Origin of the sequence: Ferrovum sp. JA12 (assembly GCF_001431705.1) — a bacterium.
Taxonomy (GTDB): domain Bacteria; phylum Pseudomonadota; class Gammaproteobacteria; order Burkholderiales; family Ferrovaceae; genus PN-J185.
In genome coordinates this window covers 684264-701309 of record NZ_LJWX01000001.1, presented here as the reverse complement: position 1 = coordinate 701309, position 17046 = coordinate 684264, and the positions used below count along the sequence as shown (strand labels likewise).

Below are 17046 nucleotides of genomic sequence, written 5' to 3'. Positions count from 1 at the left end.
TCAAGCCGCGCGTGCGATGGTAGTGGTACGGCGAATTTTTTGCTGCAATTGAATCACCCCATAGAGTAACGCTTCAGCAGTGGGAGGGCAGCCTGGAACATAAACATCCACTGGCACAATACGATCACAACCCCGCACCACTGAATAAGAATAATGATAGTACCCGCCACCATTAGCACAGGAACCCATGGAAAGTACCCAACGAGGTTCTGCCATTTGATCGTAAACCTTGCGTAAAGCAGGGGCCATTTTATTGCAGAGAGTACCCGCTACAATCATTAAATCTGACTGACGTGGACTGGGACGAAAAACGATACCAAAGCGATCCAAGTCGTACCTTGCCGCCCCGGCATGCATCATTTCAACTGCACAACAAGCCAAACCAAAGGTCATGGGCCACAGAGACCCTGTACGCGTCCAATTGATAATAGTATCGAGACTTGTGGTCACAAACCCTTCTTTTAATACCCCTTCCAGAGCCATAGCGCGACGCCTCCTAAAACAATAATTTGCCTATTCCCACTCCAAAGCTCCCTTTACCCACTCGTAAACAAAACCTACCACGAGAATTAACAGGAAGACCATCATGGCCACAAAACCAAACCAACCGATATCCTTGACCACGACAGCCCAAGGAAATAGGAATGCAATTTCCAAATCAAATAAAATAAATAGAATAGCAACGAGATAATAGCGGACGTCAAAACGCATGCGAGCGTCTTCGAAGGCTTCAAAGCCACACTCATAGGGAGAGTTTTTTGCTTCATCAGGGCGACTAGGGGCCAATAGCTTGCCTAGCAAGGGAGGTAATACTCCAATGGCTATTCCTACCAGAATAAATAGTAATACAGGCAAGTAATTTTGCACCATCACCTACAACTCCCCCTCGTAATGGTGCCGATGAGCAGACTCGAACTGCTACGGCTTTCGCCACCGCCCCCTCAAGACGGCGTGTCTACCAATTTCACCACATCGGCAATATTTTTAATTTATTCGTACGTTTTGCGTACAATTTTACACCTCTTTATTTCGGAATTTCAGAGGATTTAGAATCCGAAACCGACGGTACTTGCGGCGCCACTTTTGGTTGCGCCGGCTGAGTAATTGTCGTTTGTTGCATCACGCTAGTTGAGTCATTTGCATGACCTGAGAACCAAGTTAATAATAAACTGGTAGCAAAGAATACCGCAGCCAATATCGCTGTGGTGCGGCTTAAAAAGTTACCGGCTCCTGAGGCACCAAACAACCCTCCCGCTGAGCCACTACCAAATGCAGCACCCAGATCCGCGCCCTTGCCGTGTTGTATTAAAACGAGACCAATGACCCCGATTGCCGCTAAAACATGGACAACCCATATAACAGTATGCAACATTCTTAATTTTCCTGTACTACTGCAGACTTAGGCTGCAGCTTCAATAATCGCAATAAAATCCTCTGCCACGAGGGAGGCTCCGCCAACGAGGGCACCGTCCACATCGGGTAAGGACATCAATTCTAACGCGTTCGACGGTTTCACGCTACCACCATAGAGAATATTTAATTCCTGCGCGCTGACCCAATCTAGCGATTCAACGCGCTGACGCAAGGTCTGATGAACCTCCTGAACCTGTTGAACCGTGGCACTCTTTCCAGTACCAATGGCCCAAATGGGCTCGTAGGCAAGCACCACCTGTTGCAACTGCTCAATAGCTAAAGTATTGAGCACTGCATCTATCTGACGGGATAAAACCGATAAGGTTTCCCCTTTTTCACGCTCTGCCAAAGTTTCACCAACACACACGATGGGTTTTAGATGGTTATCAACGGCAATCTTAGCCTTCCGAGCCACCTGCTGATCCGTTTCGTGATGACGCTGACGACGCTCAGAATGTCCTACAATTACATACTCACAACCAAAGTCCTTAAGCATGCCAGCATTCACTTCTCCTGTAAAGGCACCATAACCCGTCTCAAGACTCACATCTTGAGCTCCCCAAACAATCGTGCTGGAGTGAAGTAGTTGTTGGGCTTGCGCCAGATAGGGATAAGGGGGAATCACCGCCACTTGAACAGACTGAAAGCGCGCTGACCGATGAATCAGGGAGTTAATTAGCGCCTCGTTTTCAGTTAGAGAACCATTCATTTTCCAATTACCAGCCACTAACTTTTTGCGCATACTCTCCCCTTTATGCTAATTATTAATTATCCAAATTTACCTGTGATGTAATCTTCTGTGGCTTTTTGATTGGGTTTTGTAAATATTTTATCGGTCTCATCAAATTCAATGAGTTCGCCCAGGTACATATAAGCCGTGTAATCAGACACGCGTGCAGCCTGCTGCATATTATGCGTCACAATCACAACAGTGTAATCGGTTTTAAGGTCATCTAGCAATTCTTCAATGTGTGCGGTGGAGATTGGATCCAGAGCTGAGGTGGGTTCATCAAGGAGAATTACCTCAGGTTTAATGGCAATACATCGAGCAATACATAGGCGCTGTTGCTGCCCACCAGAGAGGCCGTAACCGCTTTGATTTAACTTATCTTTCACTTCTTTCCATAAAGCGGCCTTGGTCAACGCCCACTCCACCCGCTCGTCCATTTCTGCGCGCGATAACCGCTCATAGAGCTTTACCCCAAAGGCGATGTTGTCATAAATTGACATGGGGAAAGGCGTGGGTTTTTGAAACACCATACCCACCCGCGCACGAAGCAGCGTCGGGTCACTGCGGCTATTGAGTACATTCTTCCCATCCAAGAGTATCTCTCCAGTGGCACGATTTTGTGGATAGAGTTCATGTAATCGGTTAAAGGTTCTCAATAAAGTGGACTTTCCACAACCCGATGGACCGATGAAAGCGGTAACTTTATTTGACTTAACGTCCATCGAGACATTCTTGATAGCGTGGTACTTACCGTAGTAGAAATTTAAGTTTCTCACGGAGATACGTAAATGAGGATCAATATGCTGTTGAGTCATTGGGACACCTATTTAAAACTAGCCATGAGTCTTTTGACGAAAAAAAACACGCGCTAAGATATTTAATAATAATACGCTAAAGGTGATTAAAATTGCCCCACCCCAAGCTAATTGATGCCAGTCATCATAGGGACTCATGGCGAACTGAAAAATGACCACAGGTAAATTTGCCATGGGTTCATTCATATTGAGTGAAAAAAACTGGTTGTTTAATGCGGTAAAGAGTAGGGGGGCAGTTTCACCACTAATCCGAGCTACGGCCAACAGTATCCCCGTTGCTATCCCCGCCCGAGCCGCACGATAGGACACCATAGTAATCATCTTCCATTTTGGCGCCCCCAAAGCAATGGCCGCCTCTCGTAAACTGTCAGGAACCAGTTTCAGCATATCGTCCGTGGTTCTGACTACCACCGGAATGACAATCAGTGACAAGGCAAAACCACCCGCAAACCCTGAAAAATGTCCTACCTTGGCAACATAAACAGAGTAAATAAACAAACCCAAAACAATGGAGGGGGCGCTGAGTAAAATATCGTTAATAAAACGGGTCGCAGAAGATAACCAATTATTGCGACCGTATTCAGCCAGATAAGTCCCCGCCAAAATACCAACTGGAGTACCCACTAAGGTGCCAAGACCTGCCATCAACACACTGCCTATCATTGCATTGAGTAACCCACCCATTTCACCAGGAGGAGGGGTAGAGGAAGTAAACATTTGCCAGTTGATGGCACCCATCCCTTTTATGAATAGGGTAGCTAAAATCCATGTTAACCAAAATAAACCAAAAGCCATAGCAAGGGCAGAGGCAAACATATTAAAGTTATTCACATAACGACGGCGTCGATAGATTTTACGTGAAGTAATACTCAGATGTTTTTGCATATTAGCTCTTCGTTCCCTCTAAACGGTTCATGCGCAGTAACATCCATTTGGCAAGGGCCAGCACTACCGTAGTAATAAAAAACAAAATTAAACCCAATTCAATCAAGGAGGAAGTATAAAGAGTTCCCACCGCCTCTTGAAACTCATTAGCGAGAGAGGAGGCAATACTATTGCCGGGTGCCAATAAGGAGGTTTGTAAGCGCTGCGCATTCCCTATCACAAAGGTAACTGCCATGGTTTCCCCTAGCGCTCGCCCCAAACCCAGCATAACACCGCCTACCACGCCAGCTCTAGTATAAGGCAACACCACTCGCCAGATAACTTCCCAGGTAGTGGACCCCAGTCCATAGGCTGACTCTTTTAAAACGACAGGCACCAATTCAAACACATCGCGCATCACAGCAGTAATAAAAGGAATAATCATGATGGCCAATATAATCCCTGCCGCTAACATGCCAATGCCAATAGGTGGGCCTGAAAACAGGAAAGCTAACCCAGGAATCTGACCAAAGGCCTCCTTCAATAAAGGTTGTACTGTTTTTTGAAAAATCGGGGCAAAAACAAACAAACCCCACATTCCATAGATAATACTAGGGATGGCAGCCAACAACTCTATGGCCGTACCTAGAGGACGTCTCAACCATTTGGGAGACATTTCGGTGAGAAAAATAGAAATACCAAAACTAATGGGTAAGGCGATCACCATGGCTATCGCAGAACTCACCAAGGTGCCATAAATCTGCACTAAAGCGCCAAACTTCTCTTGCACGGGGTCCCAATCATCAGAGAATAAAAAGCCTAAACCAAAGGCCTTGATGGAGGGCATGCTAGTCACCACCAAGGAGACTAAAATAGCCACTAGGGTGAGTAAAACTAACAACGCAAACAAACGAGTGAGGTTTTCAAAAACCATATCGCCAAAGCGATACAACCGCTCCTTTGAGGAGCGGTTGAGAATTGGTAAGGTTGGCTGTAATGGGGATTCGTTTAATTTCATATTATTTTTACTGCATTTTATTAACCCTGTTTCCTCAAAAACAGCCCATACCGACTGATACCAAACACTTTTAGTAAATAGATTTACCAGAAGTATCTTTAATATTTTTCCAAGACTCTTCAACCTGTTTCACCACAGATTTAGGCATTGGAATATAGTCAAGTGATAAAGCGGCCTTTGCTCCATTATTATATGCCCAGCTGAAAAACTTGAGGGCAGCTTTTGCATTCTCAGGCTTTTCCTGAACTTTGTGCATTAAAATAAAAGTAGCGGCGGTGATTGGCCATGAATCTTTTCCTGGTTCATCAGTTAAAATCTCATGGAAACCTTCTTCAGCCACCCAATGGGCATTTGCTGCTGCAGCGGCAAAGCTCTTGCTTTCAGGACTAACAAAACGACCGTCTTTGTTTTTCATAACAACATAAGTCATTTTATTTTGCAAGCCATAAGCGTATTCAACATAACCAATAGAGCCATCTTGCTGTTTAACGTAAGAAGCCACCCCTTCATTACCCTTACCGCTAATGCCAACAGGCCATTTAACAGAAGTGCTGCTGCCTACTTTGGCTTTCCATGCCTCGCTAACTTTAACGAGATAATTGGTGTAGTTGAAAGTGGTTCCTGAACCGTCAGAACGGGAGACCACAACGATATCTTCATTGGGTAACGCTACTCCTTTATTTAAGGCGGCAATAGCAGGATCATTCCATTTTTTTACGGTTCCCAAGTAGATATTAGCCAACACTTCACCAGTTAATTTTAATTCACCCGGCTTAATACCCTTAACGTTAATCACTGGAACAACACCACCGATAACCATTGGCCACTGAATTAAGCCATTTTTTTCTAAATCTGCTTTTTCCAAAGGTTTATCCGAAGCGCCGAAATCAACGGTTTTCGCTTCAATTTGTTTAATTCCCCCACCCGAACCAATGGATTGATAATTCAAACCAACGCCTGTTTTGGTTTTGTAAGCCTCGGCCCATTTTGCATAAATTGGGTAGGGAAATGTGGCGCCAGCACCGGTGATATTGGTTGCCGAGGCAGCCAATGCAAAGGACATCATGCCCAGCGTTGCTAACATTCTAGATAAGGTTTTTGACATATTCAAAACGCTCCAATCAAAGATAAAAATAGATAACTCTTGATAGATTACAGTCAGTTTGTGACATTTTCATGACGAAACCGACTCGTTCACGTTATTTATCGACCACCAACAACCGACCCAAATCACGCCAATGTTGCGATTCCATCTCAAGATTGGCTGCGCTCAAGGGATTGCGTTGCAACCAACGGGAGCTGATCTTGAGCATGTAGCCACGATTTAGGGTAATTAGTGTCATCTTAGGAACGGCCAATTGATGACGATCGCGATGAATGAGCACAGCTAAACGCAAAGCAAGTATCATTGCCCAACCAATCTCATTAGTGACCCGTGGTACCACCTTATTGAGACGGCCACGTTGTGCTTGCAATAACCCCCCCACAATGGCCTGCTCTTGTTTAGAAAAACCCGGCATATCGGCATTATCAATAATGTAAGCAGCGTGACGATGGAATCCTGCATGGGCGATGGACAGTCCAATTTCATGCAATTGCGCCGCCCACGACAAATAGAGGGAGTAACGCTGAAAATTGTCCTTATCTACCAGTTGTTTAAATAATTTTAAGGCTAACAACTTGACCCGCTCCGCTTGCGCGTGGTCCGTGTGATAGCGTTGCGAGAACTCATTGACTGTCACCACGCGAATATCATCTTGGTGCTCAATGCGCCCAAGCATTTCATAGAGCACCCCTTCCCGTAAACCGCAATCAGTGGTACTCATTTGTGTGATGTTGAGTTCCTTGAAAATAGTCAACATAATAGCGAGGCCACCCGCTAAAACTGGAATACGATCTATTTTCAATCCTGGCAGCTTGAGTTGATGGGTATTACCCACTTCAATTAAGCATGTTTTAAGAAACTCGAGCCCATCAAGGGTAATCACCCCTGCTGGATAACCATTTTGTTCAAGTAATTCTGTGAGCGCCTTAGCTGTCCCGGAGGATCCCACAGCCAATTGCCAATGACGCGAGGAAAACTGCTTTTTCAGTATCTGACATTCTGTGGCAGCCGTTAATTCTGCCAGCTTAAAGGCCTTTTGACTGACCTTACCACCAGGAAAGAATCTTGCTGAGTAAGTCACGCAGCCCATGTAAAGACTTTCTACCACCAAAGGACGAAAACGTTGGCCAATAATAAATTCTGTTGAGCCTCCACCAATGTCAACCACTAAACGTCTTTCGTTGGTACGGGGTAAAAAATGAGAGACGCCAATATAAATAAGGCGCGCTTCCTCATGACCGGCAATAATTTCAATAGGCACACCCAAAATCGCCTCTGCCTGCTGTAGAAACTGTTGCGCATTTTTAGCTACTCGGAGGGTATTGGTCCCCACTACGCGTACTGCGTTACTAGGTAAACCCCTAATGCGCTCTGAAAACCGTTTTAAGCAGTTAAGCGCCCGCTGCTGGGAGGGTTGATCGAGGGTTTTATCTTTTTTTAATCCCGCCGCCAAACGAATCGTTTCTTTTAAGGCATCAAGAGTATAGAGTTGGCCGTTAATTACCCGTGCCACTTCCAATCTAAAACTGTTCGAACCAAGGTCAATGGCCGCAATCACTGAATGAGGCATAACTCACTTTGTATCTATACAAAAGCCATAGTCTATCAAATAACACAGCGAACTATGGCAATTTATTCTCAACTAAAACCCAAGTAAAGAAAATTTGACTCAAAAAAATGAGATAGCTCAGTAAGCCATCTCATCGGTAACTAATCATATCGTGCATCACTTGACACACGCATAACCTAGGAGATAGTCATGAGTACACAATGGGACAATCTCACGCTTGATGAGCGCATCATCGCCGTTAAGCTATACTGTTTGCGACACAGCGACTTCGTACAGCTCGCTACCAGCACACAAGTTGGCAAGACGGTACTTAAGTAAAGACATACCCACCGTGCGCACCGACGAGTGTGACATCGAGTTCGGGCGATCGTTTGTACAAAGGCTCAAACGGGGGCATTGGCGCGCCCATGGATGAGCACGCCATAAATGAGATCGCCGAGTTCGTCAAAGGATCTTTCTCAGAATTACAGTAATTTTTCGGCAACCGATTGCTTCATAAAATGGCGTGAGTAACGGTGATCCATAAACGCCGTAGGTAACAATAATAAGCAATCTGCGGTATTAAAATCAGGATCCCAAGCAGGTTCACCACACACATAGGCCCCCACACGTAAATAAGCTTTAATCAAAGGGGGAACTTCTGCTTTAACTAAACCAGCTACCTCAAGACGCTCTAGAGGCAAAGCACATTTAGGAAAAACACGCCATTCAATAGGCGCCAAATGATTATCTGCTAATTGCCGATAAATATTAGCTGCCGCGTAACCACCATCTATCATACTGATGCTTGCACAACCCATTAAATATTGTACTTGATGAGATTTAATATAGTCCGCCAAACCTGACCAAAGCACAGCAATGGTGGCTCCGCTGCGATAATCTGGATGAACACAAGCGCGCCCTACCTCCATCACACGATCGCGCAAATAGGACAAACGTGTTAAATCAAATTCTGTATCCGAGTAAAAACCGCCCGCTTTCTCGGCTTGGTTAGCATTTAAAATACGGTAGGTACCTACCACCTCATTGGTTCGCGTATCGCGTGCCAACAAGTGATCACATAATGCATCAAAGCGATCAATATCTAGACCTGGTTCTGGGCTATTCAAACAAGCTCCCATCTCTTCAGCAAATACGCGCCAACGTAATTTTTGAACAGCACGAATGTCTGCCTCAGAGCGTGCATACTGAAATACCAATCGGGGCTGTTTAGGGGTAGCTAAATTTTTTTCAATTTGAAACATTAATGACGTCCTTTTGTCATGTTTGTAGGGTTAATATGTAACTTTGCCTTTACTAAAACGTTAAGCTTTTATTAAACTTTTATGAAAAACCCAACCAACCCCTCACAAAAACAATTTTTAAATCGTGAATTAAGTCTCTTGGCCTTTAATCGACGGGTGCTTTACATGGCACAAAATGAAAAGACACCCTTACTTGAGCGCCTTCGTTATCTGTGTATTGTGAGTAGCAACCTAGATGAATTCTTTGAAATACGTGTAGCAGGCTTAAAAGAGCAAATCAATCAGGGAATCACCTCATCGGGTCCTGACGGCTTGTCACCCCAGCAGGTTTATGAACTGGTTAGCCAAAAGGCTCATGCTTTAATTGACGAACAATACGAATTACTCAATAACATTATTTTACCACGCTTGGCGCAAGAAGGCATTTGCTTTCATCGTCGCGGTAAATGGACTGATGAGCAAAAAACATGGGCAAGGGATTACTTCTTTCGCGAGATCTTTCCTGTATTAACACCAATAGGTTTAGATCCTGCCCACCCTTTCCCACGTATCCTTAATAAAAGTTTAAACTTTGCTGTAGAACTCAGTGGGATTGACGCCTTTGGGAGAAATGCTACCCATGCCGTGGTTCAAGCACCTCGTTCGCTGCCACGTTTTATTCGCCTCCCAGAAAAAATTGCCGGCTGTCCCTATGGCTTCATTTTTCTCTCTTCTGTGTTACATGCAAACGTTGGTGAGTTGTTTCAAGGCATGACTATCAATGGTTGTTACCAGTTTCGAGTCACCCGTAACAGCGAATTATTTCTTGAAGAAGAAGATGCTAAAAATTTACGCTTAGCCTTAGAGGGGGAGCTTAGCCATCGACAATTCGGCGATGAAGTTCGCTTGGAAGTGGCAGAAAACTGCTCAGAGGACATGGCACAATTTTTATTGAACACCTTTAACTTATCCCACCGTGATCTCTACCGAGTGAATGGTCCAGTTAATTTAGTGCGCCTCATGCAAGTAGCTGACATGGTGGATCGCCCTGACCTTCGTTTTCCACGATTCAAACAAAACCACCCTAAAGAACTCGCCGGTAAAAACCAAGATATTTTTGCTTCGCTGAGAAAAAAAGATATTTTGCTCCACCATCCTTTTCAATCCTTTTCATCAGTGGTTGATTTTATCGCTCAAGCCGCCAACGATCCTCAAGTATTAGCGATCAAGCAAACCGTTTATCGTGCAGGGACTGACTCTGAACTGATCGATGCCTTAATTGATGCCGCTCATCAAGGTAAAGAAGTGACCGTAGTAGTGGAGCTTCTTGCGCGCTTTGATGAGGAAGCCAATATTAATTGGGCGGCTAAATTAGAGGAAGCTGGGGCACACGTGGTGTACGGCGTATATGGTTTTAAAACCCATGCAAAAATGGCCCTAGTGATTCGTCGAGAAAACGGTCAATTAAAACGCTATGTGCATTTGGGAACCGGTAACTACCACTCAAAAACCACTAAAATTTATACTGATTTTGGTTTGCTCACTAGCCATGAAGGAATCACCAGTGACGTTAATGAGGTGTTCTTACAAATCACAGGACTAGGTAAACATGCTCCCTTAAAGCATCTCGCCCAATCTCCCTTTACACTGCATTCAGAACTCATGAATGCCATTCAACATGAAATAAAAATTGCTTCCCAAGGTCGCCCCAGCCACATTATTGCCAAGATGAACTCACTAACCGAACCCTTAATCATCAGCGCTCTCTACGAGGCCTCACTGGCGGGGGTAAAGGTGGATTTAATTGTTCGCGGGGTATGTCTATTACGCCCTGGTGTTAAGAATTTATCTGACCATATTCGAGTGTTTTCTATTATTGGTCGCTTTTTAGAGCATCATCGTATCTTTTACTTTTATAACGATGCCAAAGAAAGTGTTTATATTTCAAGTGCAGACTGGATGGAAAGAAATTTCTTTAGACGCATTGAGGTATGTGTCCCAATTCTAGACTCTAGTATTAAAAGGCGGGTAATTAGTGAAGGATTAAAACCTTACCTGCGCGATACATTACGTGCCTGGCAAATGGACAGTGATGGCAGCTATCACTTACGTCGACCCCGCAGTGGCTCAGGTTTTAATGTTCATGAATATCTATTAAATCGTTATCAGGACAGTAAGGCATCATGACCGTCTTCATTCCTATGGAGTAATACATGGATTTAATTTTATGGCGCCACGCTGATGCCGTTGACAGCTCTCCCGATCACCTGAGGCCACTTAGCGCTAAGGGAGTGGATCAGGCCACACGAGTGGCTAATTGGTTAAAACTATCTTTACCACAACAACACTACCGGCTAATTGTCAGCCCTGCACTGCGCACACAAAGTACTGCCAGAGCGTTGAGTGAGCATTTTGAAACTAACCGCTTATTGGCAGTTGGAGGCAGTGCCGAGGATATTATTAAAGCTAGCCAATGGCCCCACTCACCGCTTCCTGTCATTATAGTGGGACACCAACCCACCCTAGGACAAGTGGCCTCATTACTGATTGCTGGACAAAAAGATTCTTGGAGTATTAAAAAAGGGGCTATCTGGTGGCTAACCTACAGAGAGCGCCGTGATTCACCGCAAGTGGTGTTACGTGCGGTATTAAACCCCGACATGGTATAACGCTCAAAGCTATGCTACCAATTGTTTGGCGATGGTATCAGCCCAATGATTGACGCGATCAACATCCTGACCCTCGACCATGACTCTAATCACCGGCTCTGTGCCAGAGGAACGTAATAACACCCTCCCCTGTTGCGCTAAATCCTGTTCGGCCTCTTTCACCACTGTCCACACAGCGGCCTCCTCGGTTAACTTAAACCCCTGCGGGGTAGGGACATTAATTAATTTCTGTGGATAGAGTGTTAACTTACCCAACCATTGAGACAGGCTAGCATTTTGATATGTCAGAGCAGCGAGCACTTGAAGGGCAGAAACAATCCCATCGCCAGTACTATGTTTATCTAGACATAAAATATGACCAGAGTTCTCGCCACCATACATCCAGCCACGCTCAAGCAGTGCTTCAAGAACATAGCGATCCCCCACCTTAGCCCGATAAAAAGGTACCCCAAGCTGGACAAAAGCATTCTCCACGGCGAGATTAGTCATCAAGGTACCCACTACCCCTCCTGCAAAAACGTGGCGAACCAATTGATCTTTGACTATGGCAAACAGTAATTCATCACCATCGTAAATTCGCCCCTGTTGATCCACCATGATCAAACGGTCGCCATCGCCATCTAAGGCGATACCAAGGTCAGCTTGTTCGAGCAGTACTTTTTGTTGTAAGGCGTGGGGATCAGTGGCTCCCACCCCATCGTTAATATTTAGCCCATTGGGCTGATTACCCATTGTAATGACTTCTGCCCCCAATTCATGAAACACCAAAGGAGCCACATGATAAGTGGCGCCATGGGCGCAATCCACCACTAGCTTTAACCCCTTCAAATCAAGCTGACTAGGAAAGGTACTCTTACAAAATTCAATATAACGTCCTGGGGCATCATCAATACGTTTTACTCGACCAAGATACTGAGACTCAAGACAGGTAAAAGACTTTAGTAATTCTTCCTCAATGGCCATCTCGACCCCATCAGCAAGTTTGGTGCCCTGTTCCGAGAAGAATTTAATGCCATTATCAGGATAAGGATTATGGGAGGCGCTAATCATGATGCCCGCCTGTAATCGTAGTGCCTTTGTTAAGTAAGCCACCGCAGGCGTTGGCATAGGCCCCACCAAAAGTACATCCACTCCCGCAGCAGATAATCCAGCCTCCAGTGCTGACTCCAACATATATCCTGACACACGGGTATCTTTTCCAATAACCACCCGTGGACGAGTGGTGGCAGAGTGATAGGATTGCGTCAACACTTTCCCAGCAGCAAAACCTAAACGCAATACAAACTCGGGGGTAATAGGCGTCACCCCAACTCGTCCACGAATACCATCTGTACCAAAATATTGTCTTGCCATTATGTTGCCACTCCTTGTGTGATGGCCTGCCACAGCAGTAAGGCTTGGTTGGTTTCTTTCACATCATGGACACGTAGTATTTTAGCGCCACACAGGGCAGTCCAAAGAGCCGCCACCACACTGGGAACTAACCGCTCATGGACCGCTGTATGAGTGAGCTTACCTAAAAAGGTTTTACGTGATACACCAATTAACATTGGGCAACCCAAGTCCTTAAAACGTGGCAGTGCATGCATTAAACTTACGTTGTGCTCCACAGTTTTACCAAAACCAAAACCCGGATCAATATAGATTTTATCTTGATTTATCCCCGCCGCCGTCAACTCGCTGATTTTATTTTGCAAAAAGGTATACACTTCATCCACCACATTGATATAGTGTGGCTGATTTTGCATATTTCGAGGGTCGCCCTGCATATGCATAATGCACACCTCCACCTTAGCCTCTTGGCAATATTGTATGGCCAGAGGATGGCTGAGTGCACTCACATCGTTAATCATATTCACGTCATATTGCAAAACTCTGGCCATGACCTCATGATGCCTGGTGTCCACTGACAGGGCCGCACCGCAACCCTTTAATGCTTTGACGACAGGCAATACTCGACGAATTTCCTCGTCGATACTAACCGGCGAAGCCCCAGGTCTCGTGGATTCACCACCTATATCTAAGAGGGTTGCGCCCTCAGCAATTAATTGATGGGCATGACTGATGGCTCGATCAAGAGTATTAAACTGCCCGCCATCAGAAAACGAGTCTGGCGTGACATTCACAATACCCATGATTTTAGGCAAGGAATTGAGGGGGAATGAAGACATGAATGATACAAAAATAAATAAACAATCCCGGTGAAACCGGGATTGTTTGAGTTTAACTTATACTTCTTCCGCAGGACGTGTGGTGGGAGCGACTGCAACACCCGATGTCCCTGTGGGATTTTGAGGCGGTGATTTTTGTGAAGCAGTAGGCTTTGGAGGACGTGGTGGACGCCCTTCCATAATATCCTCAATCTGCTCTGAATCAATGGTTTCCCATTCCAACAAGGCATGGGTCATGGCTTCAATTTTATCGCGATGACTTTCAATTAGGCGACGGGCTAGGGCATATTGTTCGTCAATAATGCGTCTAATTTCAGTATCCACTTTTTGCATGGTAGACTCTGATACATTTTTATGGGTTGTAACACTTCGTCCCAAGAAAACTTCACCCTCATTCTCACCATACACCATGGGTCCTAAAATATCCGACATCCCCCATTGGGTCACCATACGGCGAGCCATATCAGTAGCCCGCTCGAAATCATTGCTAGCTCCCGTAGTCATCTGGTTCATAAAGACTTCTTCAGCAATGCGCCCACCAAATAGTACGGAAATATTCTGTAAAATTTGTTCGCGATTCATACTGTAGCGATCCTCAACTGGTAATTGCATAGTTACTCCGAGTGCACGCCCCCGAGGAATGATCGTGACCTTGTGAACAGGATCAGTTTTATTAAGTAACCGAGCGACCACAGCATGACCTGATTCATGATAAGCAGTATTACGACGTTCATCCTCAGGCATTACCATGGAGCGACGTTCAGCACCCATAATAATTTTATCTTTTGCTCGCTCAAAATCATCCATATCCACTAAACGTTTGTTGAAACGTGCAGCAAATAAGGCAGCCTCATTAACGAGATTCGCTAAATCAGCTCCAGAGAACCCGGGGGTTCCGCGAGCAATAATGTCAGCTTTGACATCAGGCGCGATAGGCACTTTACGCATGTGTACCAAGAGAATTTGTTCGCGACCACGAATATCAGGCAAAGGCACCACCACTTGCCGATCAAAACGTCCTGGTCTTAACAAGGCAGGATCCAATACATCGGGCCGGTTAGTAGCCGCGATAATAATGACACCGGACGTTCCCTCAAATCCATCCATTTCAACGAGCAATTGGTTAAGCGTTTGTTCACGCTCATCGTTACCCCCGCCCAAACCTGCACCCCGTTGGCGACCAACAGCATCGATTTCATCAATAAAAACGATACAGGGAGCATTTTTCTTGGCTTGTTCAAACATGTCACGCACCCGTGCTGCGCCCACACCCACGAACATTTCCACAAAATCAGAACCAGAAATACTGAAAAAAGGAACTTTAGCCTCCCCAGCAATGGCTCGGGCTAAAAGAGTTTTACCCGTTCCCGGACTACCCACCATCAATACACCGCGGGGTATGCGACCACCCAGTTTTTGGAATTTACTGGGATCTCTTAAAAACTCGACCAGCTCACCCACTTCTTCCTTGGCCTCATCTACTCCAGCCACATCAGCGAAAGTAACGGGGTTGGTGTTTTCATCTAACATTCTTGCCCGGCTTTTACCAAAGGAAAAGGCCCCGCCTTTTCCACCACCTTGCATTTGTCGCATGAAGAAAATCCACACGGCAATTAATAACAACATGGGGAACCATGACATGAGAAGGTTCATGAATAAAGAAGGCTCTTCTTCCGGTTTAGCGGAAACATTGACACCATACTTTAATAGATCACTAACCATCCATGGATCAGAGGGAGTATAGGTAGTAAAAGACTTACCATCACTTTTCTCACCGCGCAGCGCATGGCCGTCAATAACTACACGGCTAACATGACCAGCTTTCATTTCATTAATAAATGCGGAATAGGAGAGCACCTCTCCAGAATTTGATCGCCCCTGGAATTGGCTCACAAGCAACATGAGCACGACGCCAACAAAAACCCAAGCCAACACATTTTTGAAGATATTGTTCAAGACAGCAACCTCCAAGACATTGCAAATTTACCGTGGGACATCCCCACGTTAACCCATTGTACTACTAAATAACTGAATTATTCAGCCCCTAAATACCTATCGAGAGCACTTTGAGCATTCTCCCGTAGGGTTTTTCCCAACAAATACACTTCCGTAGACCGATCCCTTGACGCAGCGGGCTTACGCGTCTGTAGCGTCACAAAAACAGCGCGCATTAACCTGACAAAGTCTTCAAAATCAATACCATGAAAAACTTTGACTAAGAACTGGCCATTTGGTTTCACACTCTGTACAGCAAATTCCAATGCGGCAACCCATAATTCTGTTGCACGTGCCTGATCATAAAGGGCTACACCACTTATATTGGGGGCTAAATCTGATAAAACAAGGTCAACCTTAGGCTGAGGCAGGCTATCCATCAGTTTTTGACGAATCACTGGATCATTAAAATCACCCTGTAAAAAATCCACCCCAACAAGTGGATCCATAGGTAAAATGTCAATGGCTATGATGCGTCCTTTACCTTTCAATCTTTCCTTGGCCACTTGCGACCAACCACCGGGAGTCGCTCCCAAATCCACCACCGTCATACCCGGCATCAATAACTTATCACGGTCATCAATCTCCATGAGCTTATAGGAGGCTCGCGAGCGATATCCCTCCAGCTTTGCTTTTTTAACAAAGGGATCGTTGACATGCTCACGCATCCACGCTTTACTGGTGCGCGTCGGCTTCATTAAGAGGGCGGTAAATAACCAAGATTTTACCCACTTGCTGGACCCAAGCAGCACCTAGACGCTGACAAATGGTTAAAGCCCATTGATCACGTTGCTCTTTATCATCACTGGAAAGTTTAATTTTAATCAACGGGTGAGCCAGTAAGGTGCGATGGGTTTCTAAAAGTACCGCCTCAGTGAGTCCCGACTGACCCAATAAAATCACCGGATTAAGAGCGTGTGCTCTAGCGCGTAGCAATGAGCGCTGCTGTGAACTCAAGAGTGGTGCCACAAGGCCCTTAGGAATCACTTTAGACGTATCTGACATCGAGGATTTCATATTCTTTCACCCCTCCTGGAGTGATAACTTCAACTACATCACCTGCGTACTTGCCAATTAAGGCCCGTGCTATGGGAGAACTAATGGATACTTTGCTCTCTTTAATATCCGCTTCATCCTCTCCTACTATCTGATAAGTAAACTTTTCACCAGAGGATAATTCTTCAATATCCACAGTAGAGGCAAACACACAGCGACCTTCTGCATCTAAGAGTTTAGGATCAATGACTTGAGCATTAGATAGTTTGGCTTCAAGCTCAATAATTCTACCCTCTATAAATGATTGTCTTTCCTTTGCTGCGTCGTATTCAGCATTCTCAGACAAATCACCCTGGGCACGAGCTTCGCTAATAGCCTGAATGACGTTGGGTCGCTCCACATGTTTTAAACGATGCAACTCCGCTTTTAAGCGCTCAGCCCCTACTACGGTCAGTGGAATGGTGCTCATACTGTTAC

Annotated in this window: 19 protein-coding genes and 1 tRNA gene; 3 read left to right on the top strand and 17 right to left on the bottom strand. The window is 45.3% G+C overall.

Going from position 1 to position 17046, the window contains the following annotated elements:
- The 10 genes from FERRO_RS03745 to ppx all read right to left on the bottom strand — a co-directional run bounded on the left by FERRO_RS03745 (position 1) and on the right by ppx (position 7515).
- Complete coding sequence (locus tag FERRO_RS03745; RefSeq protein ID WP_056929511.1) at positions 1 to 483, bottom strand: NuoB/complex I 20 kDa subunit family protein; 483 nt, start codon at positions 481 to 483, stop codon at positions 1 to 3.
- Between the two features lie 30 nt (positions 484 to 513).
- The gene (locus FERRO_RS03740; protein ID WP_056929510.1) at positions 514 to 870 is read right to left on the bottom strand and encodes an NADH-quinone oxidoreductase subunit A; all 357 of its coding nucleotides are present in this window, start codon (positions 868 to 870) and stop codon (positions 514 to 516) included.
- Between the two features lie 22 nt (positions 871 to 892).
- Positions 893 to 977, bottom strand: a tRNA-Leu gene (locus FERRO_RS03735).
- A gap of 47 nt (positions 978 to 1024) precedes the next feature.
- Complete coding sequence (secG, locus tag FERRO_RS03730) at positions 1025 to 1372, bottom strand: preprotein translocase subunit SecG (RefSeq protein WP_056929509.1); 348 nt, start codon at positions 1370 to 1372, stop codon at positions 1025 to 1027.
- A 27-nt stretch (positions 1373 to 1399) separates the two neighbouring features.
- Positions 1400 to 2155 carry a triose-phosphate isomerase gene (tpiA, locus tag FERRO_RS03725; protein WP_056929508.1) on the bottom strand — a complete coding sequence of 252 codons (756 nt, stop codon included), beginning with the start codon at positions 2153 to 2155 and terminating at the stop codon, positions 1400 to 1402.
- 26 nt (positions 2156 to 2181) lie between these two features.
- Entirely contained in the window at positions 2182 to 2958 is a 777-nt protein-coding gene (gene pstB, locus FERRO_RS03720; RefSeq protein ID WP_056929507.1) for a phosphate ABC transporter ATP-binding protein PstB, read from the bottom strand.
- Positions 2959 to 2976: 18 nt separating this feature from the next.
- Entirely contained in the window at positions 2977 to 3843 is an 867-nt protein-coding gene (gene pstA, locus FERRO_RS03715; RefSeq protein WP_056929506.1) for a phosphate ABC transporter permease PstA, read from the bottom strand.
- A gap of 1 nt (position 3844) precedes the next feature.
- Positions 3845 to 4840, bottom strand: coding sequence for a phosphate ABC transporter permease subunit PstC (gene pstC / locus FERRO_RS03710; protein WP_082601166.1), 996 nt, complete (start codon positions 4838 to 4840; stop codon positions 3845 to 3847).
- A gap of 70 nt (positions 4841 to 4910) precedes the next feature.
- Positions 4911 to 5945 (bottom strand): phosphate ABC transporter substrate-binding protein PstS, encoded by a 1035-nt coding sequence (gene pstS, locus FERRO_RS03705; protein ID WP_056929505.1) that lies wholly within the window; start codon positions 5943 to 5945, stop codon positions 4911 to 4913.
- 94 nt (positions 5946 to 6039) lie between these two features.
- Entirely contained in the window at positions 6040 to 7515 is a 1476-nt protein-coding gene (ppx, locus tag FERRO_RS03700; RefSeq protein WP_056929504.1) for an exopolyphosphatase, read from the bottom strand.
- A 189-nt stretch (positions 7516 to 7704) separates the two neighbouring features.
- On the opposite strand from ppx, the gene FERRO_RS10510 reads away from it, so the two are divergent.
- Complete coding sequence (locus FERRO_RS10510; protein ID WP_275044303.1) at positions 7705 to 7833, top strand: hypothetical protein; 129 nt, start codon at positions 7705 to 7707, stop codon at positions 7831 to 7833.
- Between the two features lie 146 nt (positions 7834 to 7979).
- On the opposite strand, the gene FERRO_RS03695 is transcribed toward FERRO_RS10510, so the two are convergent.
- The gene (locus FERRO_RS03695) at positions 7980 to 8759 is read right to left on the bottom strand and encodes a GNAT family N-acetyltransferase (protein WP_056929503.1); all 780 of its coding nucleotides are present in this window, start codon (positions 8757 to 8759) and stop codon (positions 7980 to 7982) included.
- Between the two features lie 81 nt (positions 8760 to 8840).
- On the opposite strand from FERRO_RS03695, the gene ppk1 reads away from it, so the two are divergent.
- Together ppk1 and FERRO_RS03685 are read left to right on the top strand one after the other, a co-directional pair.
- Positions 8841 to 10925, top strand: a complete 2085-nt coding sequence (gene ppk1 / locus FERRO_RS03690) for a polyphosphate kinase 1 (RefSeq protein WP_056929502.1) — start codon at positions 8841 to 8843, stop codon at positions 10923 to 10925.
- A 26-nt stretch (positions 10926 to 10951) separates the two neighbouring features.
- Positions 10952 to 11407, top strand: coding sequence for a SixA phosphatase family protein (locus tag FERRO_RS03685; protein ID WP_056929501.1), 456 nt, complete (start codon positions 10952 to 10954; stop codon positions 11405 to 11407).
- A 9-nt stretch (positions 11408 to 11416) separates the two neighbouring features.
- Here the strand turns inward: FERRO_RS03685 and glmM are convergent, their stop codons facing one another.
- From glmM to greA, 6 genes are all read right to left on the bottom strand, one after another.
- Positions 11417 to 12760: a phosphoglucosamine mutase gene (gene glmM / locus FERRO_RS03680; protein WP_056929500.1), complete on the bottom strand. Its 1344-nt coding sequence runs from the start codon at positions 12758 to 12760 to the stop codon at positions 11417 to 11419.
- Positions 12760 to 13578, bottom strand: a complete 819-nt coding sequence (gene folP, locus FERRO_RS03675; RefSeq protein ID WP_056929499.1) for a dihydropteroate synthase — start codon at positions 13576 to 13578, stop codon at positions 12760 to 12762. The genes glmM and folP overlap by 1 nt, the downstream gene beginning before the upstream one ends.
- Positions 13579 to 13635: 57 nt before the next feature.
- Complete coding sequence (gene ftsH / locus FERRO_RS03670; protein ID WP_056929498.1) at positions 13636 to 15534, bottom strand: ATP-dependent zinc metalloprotease FtsH; 1899 nt, start codon at positions 15532 to 15534, stop codon at positions 13636 to 13638.
- A 77-nt stretch (positions 15535 to 15611) separates the two neighbouring features.
- Entirely contained in the window at positions 15612 to 16271 is a 660-nt protein-coding gene (locus FERRO_RS03665) for an RlmE family RNA methyltransferase (protein ID WP_056929497.1), read from the bottom strand.
- Positions 16249 to 16578, bottom strand: a complete 330-nt coding sequence (locus tag FERRO_RS03660) for a YhbY family RNA-binding protein (RefSeq protein ID WP_056929496.1) — start codon at positions 16576 to 16578, stop codon at positions 16249 to 16251. The genes FERRO_RS03665 and FERRO_RS03660 overlap by 23 nt, the downstream gene beginning before the upstream one ends.
- The gene (gene greA, locus FERRO_RS03655; RefSeq protein WP_056929495.1) at positions 16562 to 17038 is read right to left on the bottom strand and encodes a transcription elongation factor GreA; all 477 of its coding nucleotides are present in this window, start codon (positions 17036 to 17038) and stop codon (positions 16562 to 16564) included. The genes FERRO_RS03660 and greA overlap by 17 nt, the downstream gene beginning before the upstream one ends.
- Between the last annotated feature and the right edge of the window lie 8 nt (positions 17039 to 17046).

Excerpts from the sequence above, each read along its gene's own strand:
- FERRO_RS03745 (WP_056929511.1), bottom strand. The coding sequence starts at position 483 with ATGGCTCTGGAAGGGGTATTAAAAGAAGGGTTTGTGACCACAAGTCTC.
- FERRO_RS03740 (WP_056929510.1), bottom strand. The coding sequence starts at position 870 with ATGGTGCAAAATTACTTGCCTGTATTACTATTTATTCTGGTAGGAATA.
- secG (WP_056929509.1), bottom strand. The coding sequence starts at position 1,372 with ATGTTGCATACTGTTATATGGGTTGTCCATGTTTTAGCGGCAATCGGG.
- tpiA (WP_056929508.1), bottom strand. The coding sequence starts at position 2,155 with ATGCGCAAAAAGTTAGTGGCTGGTAATTGGAAAATGAATGGTTCTCTA.
- pstB (WP_056929507.1), bottom strand. The coding sequence starts at position 2,958 with ATGACTCAACAGCATATTGATCCTCATTTACGTATCTCCGTGAGAAAC.
- pstA (WP_056929506.1), bottom strand. The coding sequence starts at position 3,843 with ATGCAAAAACATCTGAGTATTACTTCACGTAAAATCTATCGACGCCGT.
- pstC (WP_082601166.1), bottom strand. The coding sequence starts at position 4,840 with ATGAAATTAAACGAATCCCCATTACAGCCAACCTTACCAATTCTCAAC.
- pstS (WP_056929505.1), bottom strand. The coding sequence starts at position 5,945 with ATGTCAAAAACCTTATCTAGAATGTTAGCAACGCTGGGCATGATGTCC.
- ppx (WP_056929504.1), bottom strand. The coding sequence starts at position 7,515 with ATGCCTCATTCAGTGATTGCGGCCATTGACCTTGGTTCGAACAGTTTT.
- FERRO_RS10510 (WP_275044303.1), top strand. The coding sequence starts at position 7,705 with ATGAGTACACAATGGGACAATCTCACGCTTGATGAGCGCATCATCGCC.
- FERRO_RS03695 (WP_056929503.1), bottom strand. The coding sequence starts at position 8,759 with ATGTTTCAAATTGAAAAAAATTTAGCTACCCCTAAACAGCCCCGATTG.
- ppk1 (WP_056929502.1), top strand. The coding sequence starts at position 8,841 with ATGAAAAACCCAACCAACCCCTCACAAAAACAATTTTTAAATCGTGAA.
- FERRO_RS03685 (WP_056929501.1), top strand. The coding sequence starts at position 10,952 with ATGGATTTAATTTTATGGCGCCACGCTGATGCCGTTGACAGCTCTCCC.
- glmM (WP_056929500.1), bottom strand. The coding sequence starts at position 12,760 with ATGGCAAGACAATATTTTGGTACAGATGGTATTCGTGGACGAGTTGGG.
- folP (WP_056929499.1), bottom strand. The coding sequence starts at position 13,578 with ATGTCTTCATTCCCCCTCAATTCCTTGCCTAAAATCATGGGTATTGTG.
- FERRO_RS03665 (WP_056929497.1), bottom strand. The coding sequence starts at position 16,271 with ATGAAGCCGACGCGCACCAGTAAAGCGTGGATGCGTGAGCATGTCAAC.
- FERRO_RS03660 (WP_056929496.1), bottom strand. The coding sequence starts at position 16,578 with ATGTCAGATACGTCTAAAGTGATTCCTAAGGGCCTTGTGGCACCACTC.
- greA (WP_056929495.1), bottom strand. The coding sequence starts at position 17,038 with ATGAGCACCATTCCACTGACCGTAGTAGGGGCTGAGCGCTTAAAAGCG.